This is a genomic window from Acinetobacter sp. Colony158, assembly GCF_019264745.1.
Taxonomy (GTDB): Bacteria; Pseudomonadota; Gammaproteobacteria; order Pseudomonadales; family Moraxellaceae; genus Acinetobacter; species Acinetobacter ursingii.
Genome location: NZ_CP078523.1, coordinates 1,231,235 through 1,246,919 on the forward strand (window position 1 = coordinate 1,231,235; position 15,685 = coordinate 1,246,919).

The 15,685-nt window shown below is 42.8% G+C and carries 12 protein-coding genes; 8 read left to right on the plus strand and 4 right to left on the minus strand.

What is annotated here, in order from left to right:
- Nucleotides 1–819 (plus strand): amino acid ABC transporter substrate-binding protein (locus JR005_RS04845; RefSeq protein WP_218665654.1); only part of this gene is annotated, 819 nt, incomplete at its 5' end.
- 241 nt (nt 820–1,060) lie between these two features.
- Nucleotides 1,061–1,792 (plus strand): sulfite exporter TauE/SafE family protein, encoded by a 732-nt coding sequence (locus tag JR005_RS04850; protein WP_218665800.1) that lies wholly within the window; start codon nt 1,061–1,063, stop codon nt 1,790–1,792.
- A gap of 2 nt (nt 1,793–1,794) precedes the next feature.
- Here JR005_RS04850 and JR005_RS04855 read toward each other — a convergent pair whose 3' ends face one another.
- From JR005_RS04855 to JR005_RS04870, 4 genes are all read right to left on the minus strand, one after another.
- A complete protein-coding gene (locus JR005_RS04855; protein ID WP_218665655.1) occupies nt 1,795–2,697 on the minus strand; it encodes a LysR substrate-binding domain-containing protein in 903 nt (300 codons plus the stop codon).
- 119 nt (nt 2,698–2,816) lie between these two features.
- Nucleotides 2,817–4,112 carry a solute carrier family 23 protein gene (locus JR005_RS04860; protein WP_218665656.1) on the minus strand — a complete coding sequence of 432 codons (1,296 nt, stop codon included), beginning with the start codon at nt 4,110–4,112 and terminating at the stop codon, nt 2,817–2,819.
- A 313-nt stretch (nt 4,113–4,425) separates the two neighbouring features.
- A complete protein-coding gene (gene ppc, locus JR005_RS04865) occupies nt 4,426–7,110 on the minus strand; it encodes a phosphoenolpyruvate carboxylase (protein WP_218665657.1) in 2,685 nt (894 codons plus the stop codon).
- A gap of 161 nt (nt 7,111–7,271) precedes the next feature.
- On the minus strand, nt 7,272–7,889 hold the full coding sequence (locus tag JR005_RS04870; RefSeq protein WP_218665658.1) for a TetR/AcrR family transcriptional regulator: 618 nt from the start codon (nt 7,887–7,889) through the stop codon (nt 7,272–7,274).
- Between the two features lie 150 nt (nt 7,890–8,039).
- Between JR005_RS04870 and JR005_RS04875 the strand changes: the two genes are divergently transcribed.
- The 6 genes from JR005_RS04875 to JR005_RS04900 all read left to right on the plus strand — a co-directional run bounded on the left by JR005_RS04875 (nt 8,040) and on the right by JR005_RS04900 (nt 15,658).
- Nucleotides 8,040–9,146, plus strand: a complete 1,107-nt coding sequence (locus tag JR005_RS04875) for an efflux RND transporter periplasmic adaptor subunit (protein WP_218665659.1) — start codon at nt 8,040–8,042, stop codon at nt 9,144–9,146.
- A complete protein-coding gene (locus JR005_RS04880) occupies nt 9,143–12,277 on the plus strand; it encodes an efflux RND transporter permease subunit (RefSeq protein ID WP_218665660.1) in 3,135 nt (1,044 codons plus the stop codon). Before JR005_RS04875 ends, JR005_RS04880 begins: the two co-directional genes overlap by 4 nt.
- Nucleotides 12,278–12,411: 134 nt before the next feature.
- On the plus strand, nt 12,412–12,789 hold the full coding sequence (locus JR005_RS04885; protein WP_004986136.1) for a hypothetical protein: 378 nt from the start codon (nt 12,412–12,414) through the stop codon (nt 12,787–12,789).
- A 105-nt stretch (nt 12,790–12,894) separates the two neighbouring features.
- Nucleotides 12,895–14,010, plus strand: coding sequence for a molecular chaperone DnaJ (dnaJ, locus tag JR005_RS04890; protein WP_151724479.1), 1,116 nt, complete (start codon nt 12,895–12,897; stop codon nt 14,008–14,010).
- A gap of 125 nt (nt 14,011–14,135) precedes the next feature.
- Nucleotides 14,136–14,957 carry a 4-hydroxy-tetrahydrodipicolinate reductase gene (gene dapB / locus JR005_RS04895; protein WP_004986131.1) on the plus strand — a complete coding sequence of 274 codons (822 nt, stop codon included), beginning with the start codon at nt 14,136–14,138 and terminating at the stop codon, nt 14,955–14,957.
- A gap of 47 nt (nt 14,958–15,004) precedes the next feature.
- A complete protein-coding gene (locus tag JR005_RS04900; RefSeq protein WP_004986129.1) occupies nt 15,005–15,658 on the plus strand; it encodes an START domain-containing protein in 654 nt (217 codons plus the stop codon).
- Nucleotides 15,659–15,685: the final 27 nt, after the last annotated feature.

Genomic DNA, 15,685 nt, shown 5'->3' on the forward strand with positions numbered 1-15,685 from the left:
GCGGGCGAAGTGCTAGACAGAATTAAGCAAAAAGGTTCGATCACCCTCGGTTATCGTGAATCAGCGGATCCTATTTCTTATATCGCAAATGGCAAGCCTGTAGGCTATGCACTTGATATTTGTCACAATGTGGTGACAGAAATTAAAAAACAGCTTAAAACTCCACAATTAAAAATTGAATACAAAGCTGTCAATTCTACGAGTCGTATTCCAGAGGTTTTAGCGGGAAATATTGATATTGAATGTGGAACGACCACGAATAATAAACAACGTCAGCAACAAGTGGCGTTTTCTACCAGTTATTATGTGGCTGATGTTCGTATGGCAGTTAAAAAAACATCGAATATTCAAACCTTAAAGCAATTAAATGGCAAAGCTGTCGTGACTGTGCAAGGGGGAAATCCTGAAAAATATTTAAAAATGAGTGCTAAAAAAGCGAATATCAAGATTATTTCATTAGGTGGTAAAGATCATGCCGATGCATTTTCAATGCTATCTTCAGGTCGCGCAGCAGCCTTTGTAAACGATGATATTGGTCTTGCAGGTTTAATTGCCAAGTCTGCGAATCCTAAAGATTATGAAATTGTCGGTCCTACTTTGTCTTCTGAGCCTTATGGCATCATGTTTGCCAAAACTGATCCTCAACTCAGAAGTATGGCTGATGGCGTGGTCAATCAGATGTGGAAATCTGGTCAAATGGATCAACTTTATAAAAAATGGTTCCAGTCACCAATTCCACCTAAAAATATAAACTTAAATTTGGTGCCAAGTAATTCATATAAAGCATTAAAAGCTAAACCAAATGATGTGGGTATTTGAGACTAAATTCAAAGCGAACATTAACTTGAATTGAGCAAGTGTTGCGCCGTTGACGGTAGTTTTAATTCATAGTGTTAATTTTCAAATTTATCAACCATTGCAAAAAAAGCAATGGTTTCGTATTTTGGCTTTCATTATTTAGCCTCAACTTTTGCTTGAGGCTGTCTACCAAAAACATGAATAGGAACTTTTACCTGACTCCATTAGCATAATCTTGTTCAAATTACAGAGTCCGTTGCTGATGGAAATGTTGGCTTTAGTCATCATGGTATTTATGTTAGCAGGCATGGTCAAAGGTGCCTTGGGTTTGGGACTGCCTACCGTCGCAATGGGATTGCTGACCCTTGTGATTGCACCATTTCAGGCGGCTTCTTTGCTGATTATTCCCTCCATGATTACGAATTTTTGGCAATTGTTTGCCGAAGGTCGGGTCTGGAGCCTGATCCAACGTTTTTGGTTGTTGTTACTTGGGATTATTGTCGGCACTGTATTTAGTTTTTTACCGACTTTAAGTCAGGCGACAGGTAAAACCAGTGAGGTTTTATTGGGTGGAATGCTGATCGTATATGGTCTATATGGTTTATGGGTGAAACAACTCCCCAATCTCGCACCTTATGAAAAATGGTTATCGCCTATTGTTGGTTATTTGGGTGGCGCTTTAATTGTTTCAACAGGTGTGATTATTATTCCAGCGGTGCCTTATTTGCAGTCTTTGCGTTTGAAACGAGATGATTTGGTACAGTCATTAGGTTTGGTCTTCACCTTATCGACGATCTGTCTGGCCATTTATTTACAACTGCACTCCACAGGAACTATGCCGATTGATTATCGTTTGGCATGGATCGCAGTGATTCCAGCAGTTTTCGGGATGTGGCTTGGGCAAAAATTACGTTATCGCATACCTGAGCAACGGTTTCGCCGTTTTTTCTTTATTGGACTCATATTATTGGGGGCTTACATGGTTGTGCATTAAGCCTAAATGGGCTGAGGTTTATTTTCGAGTAAGAACTGAGCAAAATCTTGATAGCTTGCAGAAAGATTAGAAAACTGCCGAGCAGCTAACAGTAATTTGCGATTCGCCCATGCACCTGTGAGCGCAATTGTAGAAAACGCATAAAGTTTTTGTAAATGCGAAGCAGCACGAAGTGGCATAATCGCGACACCGACACCATTGGCGACGACTTGAGCCATCGCACTAAAGCTAGGTAAGCGTAAACGATAGTGCAGTTGGTGATGAAGATGTTTGGCTTGCGTTTCGATCGATTGTTGTAATGAATGATGTGCCAAAAGCCCAATAAAATCTTCCTTTAAAATTGCTGCAAAATTCAATTGTCGATGTGTGGCTAAGGGATGATCTGGTGCGCAGATAAATACCAATGGATCTTCAGCAAAAACGTGTGTTTCCAAAGCATCATTTGGGGCAAAAAAACTGGAAATCAGTCCTAGTTCTGCCTGACCTTTTTGTAATGCAGCAATAATGTCATTACTCTCTGCTTCATGCAATTCAATCTGAAGTTGTGCATGTTCGATCAGATATTTGGGCAATAACATGGGTAAATATTCGCTTTGTGCAGAGGAATTACACCATAAAGTCAGTTGCTGTGTGGTTTTACGCTGGAAAGTCTGCATCTCTTGTTCTAATGCGTCGAGTCCATAAATCAGAAGTTGTGCATGTTGTAATAGGGTTTGACCTGAAATCGTCAATTCAACGCCTGTGGCATGACGAATAAACAAGGCGCTGTGAAAATGTCGTTCGAGTTTTTTAATGCGTTCACTGGCGGCTTGTAAAGAAATAGCTGAACGTTCAGCCCCTTTAGTCAGACTGCCTGTATCCACCACATGTAAAAAAAGTTGTAGATCAAAAAAATCAAAGCGCATAAGCCATTCAGTGAGTATTAAGCATGAAAAAGTCATGATAACCAAAAATGCTTGATTCAATATTTAATTTCATAAAAAAAGCAGCCTTATGGCTGCTTGAAGATTCAAAAATGAATATTTTAGCTTTTATCTTTTAGGCCAAAAAGCCAATTGAGTAAAATCGCAGCGAACGTTGCTGTTCCGATTCCGCCTAAATTGAAGTTGCCAAACATGAGTTCAAAGTTACCTGCACCCAAAATAATCGTGACCGCAGCGACAATCAGATTTTTGTTGTTGGAAAAATCAACTTTGTTTTCAAGCCAGATTTTTGCCCCTGCAATGGTAATTAAACCAAAGACCACAATCGAAGCACCTGTCAGCACGGCGCTTGGAATGGTACTAATCACCGCACCAAATTTAGGCGATAATCCGAGGAAAATTGCAAAAATCCCTGCAATCACAAAGACAATGGTGGAGTAAACACGCGTGACTGCCATGACCCCAATATTTTCACCATAGGTGGTCATCCCTGGCGCGCCTACACTACCTGACAATGTCGTGGCGATCCCATCAGCGACAAAAGCCTTACCCAGATAAGGGGTTAAGTCTTCACCTGTCATGGCACCGACTGCTTTGATATGTCCCAGATTTTCAGCCACTAAAATGAGGGCAACAGGTGCAATAATCAGCATGGCATTGGTTTGAAAGGTGGGTGCAGTCAAGCTGGGTAAACCAAACCACGGTGCAGCCGAAATTTTTGAAAAGTCAATCGGTTGACCCCACCCAAGACCATTGGTGGCAATCGCATAAATCAGATAAGCGATCAGTAGACCAATTAAAAGCAACAGTCGCTGTAATAGCCCGCGTGTAAATACCGCGATAATGCCCATACACAACACTGTAATCAGCGCCATCCACATATCAAATGGATGACCAGCCACTGCTTTTACAGTGACAGGCGCCAAATTTAAACCAATAATCATGACCACAGCGCCCGTAACGACAGGTGGCATCAATTTTTCAATCCAGCGCGTTCCTGTCAGCATGACCATAAAACCAATAATCGCATAAATCACACCACAGGCGACAATACCACCCAGTGCAACGCTAATATTCGGATTTGCACCTGAACCTGTGATATGGCCTGTCGCAGCCGCTACAACACCAATGAATGCAAAGCTCGAACCCAGATAACTCGGAACACGACCGCCTGTCATACAGAAAAATAAGATGGTACAGATGCCTGACATCAGGATCGCAAGATTTGGGTTAAAGCCCATAAGTAACGGAGCCAATACGGTCGAACCGAACATGGCAAATGCATGTTGAATACCTAAAACTGCACTTTGAGCAGGCGGAAGGTACTCATCGGTCGCCACAGGACGATGATCAATCTGCCCTTGATACGGACGCCATTTTGGAAACCAAGTGGACATAAAATAAACTCTAATTGTTTTAGCTGGCGCACATCATACTCTTTCTTTGATGATGGTTTAATTGATTTCTGAGCAACTGGTAAAGTAAGGCATTTGATTTATCTTTTATTTTTACCAAATGGTAAATTTATGGAAAATTTAACTTAAAGATATATCAGAAGATTGAGAGCATGAATTTATAAGAAAAATAGAGGATCAGATCTGACCACGTATTTAAATGTGAGCGAAAAAATTGTAAACATGCAGAGGCTAAATGCATGTAGGCAATCTCTTATTAAAGAAAAATGGCCTACATACTATTTAAAAAATGACTTTAGCCTGTATTACGTAGCCCTGCTGCAATGCCCGCAATACTGACCATTAACGCGTGATCAACAGGAGTATGTTCAGCCTGTTCAACATTTAAATAACTTCTACGCCGTTTCATGAGTTCTGCCTGTAGCAAATGTAGCGGAAGCAAGTAGGTTTTGCGTACACGCATGGCTTGATCCAGCACTTCATTATTGCTGAGTAATTTGGATTCACCTTTCATGGCAAGTAAGGTCTGGACTGCATCTTTCAGACGTTGGCGTAATTCGGTACCCAGTGCTTTTAAATTTTCATCCTGAGTCAAATGTGACTCATAATACAGGGCAATACTGCCATCCGATTTGGACAATACCATTTCCAACATATCAATCAAAGTCTGGAAATACGGCCACTCATGTAACATTTCGTCCAATGTCTGTTTTTGGCCTGCATCAATAATCTGATTAATCGCGGCGCCAGTCCCCAACCATGCAGGTAACATTAAACGAATTTGTGTCCATGCGAATACCCAAGGAATCGCACGAAGCGACTCAATTCCACCACTGACTTTACGTTTAGCGGGACGTGAGCCTAAAGGCAACATTTGTAATTCAAGCTCTGGTGTAACGGTACGTAGATATTGCACAAAATAAGGATTTTCACGCACAGTTTCACGATAGACCTGTACTGAAATATCGGTCATTTGATGCATCAGTTCGCGCCATTCCTGTTTGGGAATAGGAGGTGGTAATAAGGTCGCTTCAAGCGTTGCCGCGGTATAAATTTCCAGATTTTGTAAGGCAACTTCTTCCAGACCAAATTTAAAACGAATCATTTCGCCTTGTTCAGTCACACGAATAGCACCTGAAATAGAACCAGGTGGCTGTGAAAAGAGCGCTTGCTGTGTCGGCGCGCCCCCACGACTGATCGAACCGCCACGACCGTGAAACAGGGTAAGTTGAATCCCATGTTGTTTGGCAATAGCAGTCAATTCTTCTTGTGCGCGATATTGCGCCCAGTTCGCCGACATAAAACCTGCATCTTTGGCCGAGTCTGAATAGCCAATCATGACTTCATGCTTGCCATGAATGTGCTGTTTGTACCAAGGCATATTGAACAGTGTATTCATGGTCGCTGCTGCGCCGTCCAGATCTTTCAGAGTTTCAAATAACGGCACCACACGGAGAGGATGCAAAATGCCTGCTTCTTTTTGTAGCAGTAATACCGCGAGTACATCACTGGCGTATTCCGCCATCGAAATAATATAAGCACCCAAACTTTCAGGGGGTTGAGCGGCTAAGGTCTGCATGGTCGCAAACACTTCTTTGACATCAGGATGTTGAATCAGGCTATCTTGTGGTTCATCTAAATGTCGTGGAAGTAGCGGACGCTTACTTTGTAATTCCTGAATTAAAAAGTTTTGCCGAGCTTGTTCTGTCCATGATTCAAAATTACCCAATCCCAAATATTCAGTAATCGCTGAGATGGCCTGACGATGTCGCCCTGATTCCTGACGAATATCCAGTTTGAGTAGTTCAATGCCAAAGCAATTTACGCGATAGATAAAGTCCAGTAATTTACCATTGGCAATTTCAGCTAAATTCGATTCGATCAGCGAGCGATGACACAGTAATAACGGCTCTAGTAACTCACTTTTGGTCTGGATAATCTGGCTATCATCGGCTTCAAAACCTTGTAACTTTTGTGCTAACCAATGTCGAGTCGCTTTAAGGCGTTGGCGGGTGTCACGTAAATATTCGCGGTACGGTTCAGGATGTTCATAGCCTAAAGCTTGTTTCAGCTCATCCGAACAAGCCTGAATAGACAGCTCCCAACGTAAATCTTCGATATCACGTAGATACAAATCTGCGGCTTGCCAGCGTGATAACCATAATACTTCTTGTGTAACGCTGTGAGTCACGTTTGGATTGCCATCACGGTCACCGCCCATCCAAGAGGCAAAACGAATCGGTGCAATTTCTAGTGGTAATGAGCTTTCGCAATGTACTTGAACCAGTTCATTCAGTTCACGTACAAACTTGGGAACCGCATTCCATAAGGTTTGTTCGATGGTGGTAAAACCCCATTTGGCTTCGTCTACAGGGGTTGGACGGTTATGACGAATTTCATCGGTTTGCCAAGCTGAACAAATCAATTCTTTAAGATTATTTAACACTGCCTGACGTTCACGCGGCGTTAATTTTTGCTGATCCAGTCGTGCCAGATCTTCATTGATATCGTCATATTTCTGAATGAGGGTACGGCGACTAACTTCGGTTGGGTGCGCGGTCAATACCAGTTCAATTTTAAGCTGACAAATTTGGTCAAACAGTTGTTGCGCTGAAATCTGCCGCTCTTTAAATTTAGCAAATAAATGAACCAAAGGATTTGGCGAGGGTGCATTTTCATCAAATTCACTGCGACGACGGCTACGCACTACATTGTACTGTTCTGCAATATTGGCAAAATTAAGAAATTGCGAAAAGGCACGGGTTAATGGCAGGATTTCTTCATCTTTAAGCCCCCAGAAAAGTTGTTCCAGCTTTTTTTCGGCTTCTGCATGACCATCACGTGCACCTTTGGCGAGGGCACGAATTTGCTCAACCTGATTAAACAAATCTTGTCCTGCGTGGTGTTTCAGGGTTTCTCCCAGTAAATTACCCAGTAGACGCACGTCCTCACGTAAAGGAGCATCAATTTGTTGAATCATGGCGTTAGCTCTCCTGCTTTGGTTCTTTTGACTATACCCCGATTCAATGACATTCCAAGTCTAGAGCGTAAAAATATATGAATTATTGTTTAAAAAATTAACACTTATACCAGAACCAACACAGATGCAAAAAATGGCATCGGTCACAATACGCCAAAGGTCTATACCTGATATTTCAACATAAAAATTCCGATGGCATCACTCACAATATCGCCAATTTCTTCGTTAGAAGGCACCTCAGTAATACCGAGTAAAACCTGATGATGTCGAATACCCAATAACAGTGCCAATGTCAGTTCTGTTTGTTTAAGGGGATTATCCTGACGAATCAATTTTAAACTGGCTGCCTGAGTGAAAAATTCACACAACGCATCAAAAAGCGGTTGATGGGAAGCTTCAAAAAAATGTTGAGCCAACGGACTTTTTTCGGCAGCAAGCTCAAGTAACACATGTTCAAGTTTGATCGCTTCTGGTAAATAAATCATCTTCAGCGTGCACTCGCAAACGTCTGAAAAAACTTGTAAAAAATCACTCTGTGCGGTTAAACAAAAGTGTTGTTCGGAAATGCATTCTGCGCAGGTTTCCTGAATGGCACAGGTAAATAGACTTTCTTTATCCTGAAAATGATTATAGACCGTGAGCTTGGTCACACCAGCATCTTTGGCAATCTGGTTCATACTGGAGCCGTGATAGCCCTGTTTTAAAAAAAGTGCCTTTGCTGCCTCTAAGATATGAGCTCTTTTTTCCAGATCTTTTGGTCGACCAATCGTATTTTGCACAAAAAATCTCTTAAATAAATTTAAAAAATAAAAACTTATCTCATTTTACATAATTAATGTACCGTTGGGTGTATTAATTAAAAAACAAACAAATTAAGATACTGCTTATATTGTGCCTTAAAAAACAAATTTGAATAAGAGCGAAGGGTTATGACCGCGATAAAACTGACAAGTTTAAGTATATGGGTAGTATGTCTAATTACATTGGGTGGGTGTAATCAGCAAGCGCCTGAAGCAGAACAAATTCCTTATGTCATGGTGACACGACCCTCAGCGAGCATGAATGAGCAGAAAAGCTATGCAGGCGAGGTACAGGCGCGGCAGCAAACGGCTTTGGCTTTTCGGGTGGGAGGACAGATTACTCAGCGTTATGTGGATGTAGGTGATCGGGTCAAAGTTGGACAGGTATTGGCCAGACTGGATGTAAAAGATGCCCAGTTACAAATGAATGCTGCTAAGGCCCAACTTGAAAGTGCCCAGTCTTCGGCAAAAATCGCCAGTGAAGAATTAAAACGCTTTCAACAGCTTTTGCCTTTAAATGCCGTGAGTCGCTCTCAATTTGACAGCATCAAAAATCAAAATGATGCAGCGCAGGCCAGTTTACAACAGGCTCGTTCCAATTATGAAGTTGCAGCCAATCAGACAGGATATAACCAACTGATTGCCAATAAAAACGGCGTAATTACCCAGCGCGAAATTGAAATCGGGCAAGTGGTTGCGGCGGGACAAGCGGCTTATCAACTGGCGATTGATGGGGATCGTGAAGTGGTCATTGGCGCACCTGAACAGGCAATGACTGAACTAAAAGTAGGGCAACCTGCATGGATCACTTTGTGGTCACAGCCTGAACAAAAGTATGCCGCTTATGTCCGTGAAATATCGCCTGCGGCAGATCAATCGCGCACCTTTAGTGTCAAAGTCGCATTACGTGAAGCTCAGCCTTCCATTCAACTTGGACAAAGTGCCCGTGTATTTTTTAACAATACCCAGCACGGTGTCCTCAGTGTGCCTTTATCCAGTGTTTCTGCAAATCATCAACAAGCCTACGTTTGGGTGGTTAATCCGAATCAGACCATTCATAAGGTTGCGGTGACTTTAGGTGCTTATGGACGCGATAGTGTTCCTGTATTGTCGGGTCTAAACGCCAATGATTACGTGGTGGTAGGTGGTGTCCATCTATTGCATGAACAACAAAAAATTCATCCAATCGATCGTGACAATCGTCCTGTGCAAATTGCCTCAGGAGCGAAGCCATGAAGTTTAACTTATCCGAATGGGCGCTCAACAATAAAGGCATCATTTTATATCTGATGTTGCTCTTGGCCATTGTGGGGATTATTTCTTACTCTAAATTATCACAAAGTGAAGATCCGCCTTTTACCTTTAAAGTGATGGTAGTTCAAACCTATTGGCCAGGTGCGACGGCACAGGAAGTGTCTTTACAAGTGACAGATCGGATTGAAAAAGAACTGATGACCACAGGCCAATATGAAAAAATCATGGCCTATTCCAGACCAGGTGAATCGATGGTGACTTTTGTTGCCAAAGATTCGCTCAAGTCCGATCAGATTCCAGATGTCTGGTATAACGTGCGTAAAAAAGTAGGAGACATCAAACAGCAACTCCCCGCTGGTGTACAAGGGCCATTTTTTAATGATGAATTTGGTGACACCTTTGGCAATATCTATGTACTGACAGGCAAAGACTACGACTATGCCGTGTTGAAAGAATATGCTGATCGTTTGCAATTACAATTGCAACGCGTCAAGGATGTGGGCAAGGTCGAGTTGGTGGGCTTGCAGGATCAAAAAATCTGGATTGAACTGTCCAATACCAAAGCAGCACAGCTTGGAATTCCTGTGACTGTGATTCAAGAGGCATTGCAAAAACAAAACAGTATTAATAATGCAGGTTTCTTTGAAACAGGCACAGACCGCATTCAGATTCGGGTCACAGGCGCATTACAAAACGTTGATGATCTTAAGCATATGCCGTTATTGATCGGCAATCGAACCATACAATTGGGAGACGTCGCAGAGGTCTATCGTGGTTTTAGCGAACCCGCCCAACCGCGCATGCGTTTTATGGGAGAAAACGGTATTGGCATTGCCGTATCGATGCGTAAGGGTGGAGATATTATTGCGCTCGGCAAAAATCTACAAAGTGAATTTGATCATTTACAAAAGACCTTGCCGCTTGGCATGCAACTCAAAAAAGTATCGGATCAGCCTGTTGCTGTACAACGTAGTATTCATGAATTTATTAAAGTTTTGACCGAAGCTGTGATCATCGTATTGTTGGTCAGTTTTTTCTCGCTAGGTTTCCGTACAGGATTGGTGGTGGCGTTGTCCATTCCACTGGTGTTGGCCATGACCTTTGCTGGTATGAATCTGTTTGATGTCGGACTGCATAAAATTTCACTGGGGGCCTTGATTCTCGCACTAGGGTTATTGGTAGATGATGCCATTATTGCAGTCGAAATGATGGCAATCAAAATGGAGCAGGGCTATAGCCGTATCAAAGCCGCAGGCTTTGCATGGAAAACCACCGCCTTTCCGATGCTGACGGGTACTTTGATTACTGCGGCAGGTTTTTTACCCATTGCCACAGCCAACTCCAGTACTGGTGAATATACCCGTTCGATTTTTCAGGTGGTGACCATTGCCTTGATTGTGTCGTGGTTTGCGGCGGTACTTTTTGTACCTTATCTGGGGGAAAAGTTACTGCCAGATTTTAGCAAGATGCAACAAACTGCGCCGTGGTATCAGCGACTTTGGGCAAAGTTACGCCATCAACCTGCGCCTCAGCCTGTTCAACATCATGCAGGTGAAAGCCATGATCCCTATCAAAGTGCCTTTTATTTACGCTTTCGTAAAATGGTCGAAACTTGCGTGAGCTATCGTAAAACGGTGATTATTACGACGGTTTTAATTTTCATTGGCTCCGTCCTGTTATTTAAACTGGTGCCGCAGCAGTTCTTTCCGCCATCGAATCGTGCTGAAATTTTAGTCGATTTAAAACTGGAAGAGGGTGCATCACTCACTGCCACCGAACAGGCGGTAAAAAAGGTCGAGCAATTCCTTGCCCAGCAAAAGGGGATTGATAATTATGTGGCCTATGTTGGAACAGGCTCGCCACGTTTTTATCTGCCGCTCGATCAACAACTACCACAAGCCAGTTTTGCTCAGTTTGTGGTGTTAGCGTCTTCCCTAGATGATCGCGATGAAATTCGTAAATCTCTGGATACACAAATCAAGAAACTATTACCTCAGGTCAGAACACGAGTGTCATTGTTGGAAAATGGGCCTCCAGTCGGCTATCCATTGCAATATCGAGTGTCTGGAGAGGATATTAATTTAGTCCGTGAATGGGCGCAGAAAGTAGCGAAAATCGTAGGGCAAGATCCAAATACCACCAATGTGCATCTGGATTGGGGGGAGCCAAGCAAGATTATTGAGCTGAATATCGATCAAGATCGAGCGCGTCAAATGGGCGTAAGCAGTCAGGATTTGGCCAACTTTTTAAATAGTTCGATTACTGGTGCGGTGATTAATCAATATCGTGAAAAACGTGAATTGATTGAAATTCGTTTACGTGGCGATCAAAAAGAACGAGTTGATGTCGCTTCATTATCCAGTCTTGCCATTCCGACCAGTCACGGCAATAGCGTACCACTCGCCCAAATTGCCAAAATCCAATACAAGTTTGAAGATGGTCTGATCTGGCATCGTAATCGGTTACCAACCATTACCGTCCGAGCCGATATTCGTAGCCATTTACAGCCTGCGACCGTGGTCGATCAACTGTCAGAAAAAATGGATCAACTTCGTACCCAACTGCCGAGTGGTTATCTGGTTGAAGTTGGCGGAACGGTTGAAGAATCTGCCAAAGGGCAAAGTTCAGTCAATGCAGGCATGCCGTTATTTTTAGCGGTGGTGATGACTTTATTGATGATTCAATTGAAAAGTATCTCACGTTCCATTATCGTATTTTTAACAGCGCCACTGGGACTCATTGGCGTGACGCTATTTTTATTGTTACTCAATAAGCCTTTCGGTTTTGTTGCGATGCTCGGTACGATTGCGTTATCAGGAATGATCATGCGTAATTCACTGATTTTAATTGACCAGATTGAACAGGATATTGCAGCAGGGCACGATCCGTGGACTTCAATCATTGATGCGACAGTCCGCCGTTTCCGCCCGATTTTATTGACTGCACTTGCTGCCGTTCTGGCTATGATTCCCTTATCAAGGAGTATTTTCTTTGGCCCGATGGCAGTTGCAATTATGGGTGGATTGATTGTTGCGACCTTTTTAACCCTGTTTTTCTTGCCTGCACTGTATGCAGCATGGTTTAAAGTGAAAAGAGCAACAAATTTGTCATAATTTTTTTCGAATAAAAGATGCGAAATATTGAAAATTTCAATATAGTAGCATCTTATTGTTAAGACAAAAAATGACAGCAGAATTTCACCGCATAAAAAGATAAGGTGAAGACTGTGAGTTGAGGTTAAAAGTACATGGGGCAGAACAATCTAGTACAGCATCGCCGTTACATTGCAGCATCTTATGTGTGCATGTTTCTGGGGTTGTTTACGATTCTTTTTGCCGTGATTGCTTATTTCCTTGCACGTAAAATTGCCATGATTGACGGTGCTGAGGTCTGGATTCATACACATGCGCTGTGGATTATGCGTAGCGTGGTGATGTTTCTGATGCTGGCTGTATTTGCGGCTTTATGGTTTATCCCTTTGATTTTCTTCGTTTGGAATAGTGCACTCTGGGTAACGGCATGTGCGATTGCAGGTGTAGTATTTTCAGCCATTGCTTGGTTATATTTGTTGAACGCTTGGATTAAAGGCCTTGCAAAATATGCCAGAAACAAAGCTGTTTTTTAGAAAATTCTAAGTTTTTTCAGTTTCCCCCCTTGTAAATCCGACTAAAACCCCCAACTTAGTCGCAGGTTAAGTATATTTTAAATTCCGTGAGGAGCGTCGCCAGATATGGCTAAACGAGATTATTATGAGGTTTTAGGCGTTTCGAAAACCGCGAGTGATGATGAGATCAAAAAAGCCTATCGTAAGTTGGCGATGAAGTATCATCCAGATCGTAACCCCGATAACGCAGAAGCTGAGGAAAAGTTTAAAGAAGCTTCTGCAGCTTATGAAATACTGTCCGATGGCGAAAAGCGCAGCATGTATGACCGTATGGGTCATAATGCCTTTGAAGGTGGCTATGGCGGCGGTAGTGGCGGCTTTGGTGGTTTTAGTGCAGAAGATATTTTCAGTCAGTTTGGCGATATCTTTGGCGGTGCATTTGGTGGCGGTGGTCGTCAGCAACAACGCCAACGCCGTGGTTCCGACCTACGTTACGTGATGGAACTCTCCCTCGAAGAAGCAGTTCGTGGTGTCAAAAAAACCATTACCTTTACTGCACCAGCACCGTGTGATGTCTGTGATGGTAAAGGTTCTAAAAATCCAAACGATGTTGAAACTTGTAAAACCTGTCATGGTACAGGTCAAGTGCGTATGCAGCAGGGCTTTTTCTCGGTTCAGCAAACCTGTAGCACTTGTCGTGGACAGGGTAAAATCATTAAAAATCCATGTAATAGCTGCCATGGTTCAGGGGTAAAAGACCGTCAACAAACCCTAGAAGTGACGATTCCAGCAGGGGTCGACAATGGCGATCGCGTTCGCTTAACAGGTAAGGGCGAAGCAGTACGTGATGGTCAGGCGGGTGATCTATACGTCGAAGTAGTAGTGCGTGAGCATGACGTGTTCCAACGTGATGGTGCAGACCTTTATATGGATGTACCTGTTAGTATTGCTGATGCTGCTTTGGGTAAAGAGATTGAAATTCCAACGCTTGAAGGTCGTGTTAGCTTAAAAATTCCAGAAGGCACTCAAACAGGTAAATTGTTTCGTTTACGTGGCAAAGGTGTACGTCCAGTACGTAGTAGTATGGTTGGGGATTTACTCTGCCGTATCGTGGTGGAAACTCCAGTGAATCTTACCAGCCGTCAACGTGAATTGCTGAAAGAACTACAAGCGACACTAGATGGTGATGAACATAGTGCATCATCCAAGAAAAAATCCTTCTTCGATCGTTTATTTGATTAATTCAAGTCGATTGCAAAAAAATCTGCCCATTTGGCAGATTTTTTTATGCTTAAATTTTAGCGAGCGATAAGAGTTTGGTATAGTAGATCGCATTGTCAACGCTTTTAATGATTTAGGAACAGATTATGTCAGCATCTCCACGCATTGGTGTATTGGGCGCAGGTGGTCGTATGGGGCGCACCCTGATTCAAGCCGTACAACAGGCAGGCTATCAGTTGGCCGCGGCGGTCGAACGTCCAGAAAGTAGTTTAGTGGGCAGCGATGCAGGTGAGCTGGCAGGGATGGGTCATATAGGCGTCAAGGTCGCTGGCAGTTTGGCAGATGTATTAACAGACTGTGATGTCGTGATTGACTTTACCGCACCATCAGCCACTGAACAGCATTTGAAGCTATGTGCTGAAGCTGGTGTGGCGATGGTGATTGGCACCACAGGCTTTTCCGATGCACAAAAACAATTATTGAATGATACTGCTACTCAAACGCCTGTGGTGTATGCTGCTAATTATTCGGTTGGTGTCAATGTTTCCATTAAGCTATTAGAACTTGCAGCTAAAGTCTTTGGGGATAGCGTTGATATTGAAATTATTGAAGCGCATCATCGTCATAAAGTCGATGCACCATCGGGTACTGCCCTGATGATGGGCGAGGCGATTGCAGAGACTTTAGGGCGTGACCTGAAACAGGATGCTGTTTACTGTCGTGAGGGTCATACAGGACCACGGGAACGTCAAAGCATTGGTTTTCAAACTATTCGTGGTGGAGATATTGTCGGTGAACATACAGCTATGTTTATTGGTGAAGGGGAACGGGTTGAAATTACCCATAAAGCTACCAGTCGTATGAATTTTGCAGCGGGTGCAGTACGTGCTGCGGCATGGGTCGTGGGTCGTGAAGCACATAAATACGATATGAAAGATGTACTGGGATTTAATGACATTCAGGTGTAATTGCAACCGTCATCACCGCTAAAAAATAAAATCGATTTGAGAATAAAATGAATAATAAATCATGGATGTTGGCATGCACTTTGAGCCTGAGTAGTCTCATAGTGCATGCAGGACCTGCAACTGAAGCTAAACTAAGCTTAGACAAGAATAATATTAAGGTCTGGACCTATCAGACTGCAAATAATCCTGTCATTCAGTACAAAGCAGAAACGACATTTGATGTTTCCATTGAGCAGGCTGTTGGACTGATTCTCAATGTAGAATATGCATCGAAATGGGTACCTTATGTCAGTGAAACCAAAGTGTTATCACGTGATGACAAAAAGGGGGAGTTCATACTGTATATGGTGCTTGATTTTCCATTTCCATTAAAAGATCGGGATTTGGTGGTGAAAGGCAAAATGTCCAAAACCAGCGCAGGTATCATTAGTATTAAAAACAATGCGATGACGGGTTATTATCCTGCGCAAAAAGACCGAATTCGTTTAAATAAATATGAAGGCGACTGGACTTTCCAAAAACTTGGAGCCAATAGGGTGAAGGTCAGCACCAGTGGCTATGCTGACCCAGGTGGATCGATCCCCTTGAGTTTCGTGAATATGTTTGTGCAGCAACAGCCTTATCAAATGTTGATGAAAATGAAAATGGAACTACAAAAGCCCACAAACTTTTCGGCAAAATTGCCTGATATTTTAAAATAAGTAAAGTGCCCATAAGGGGCACTTTCT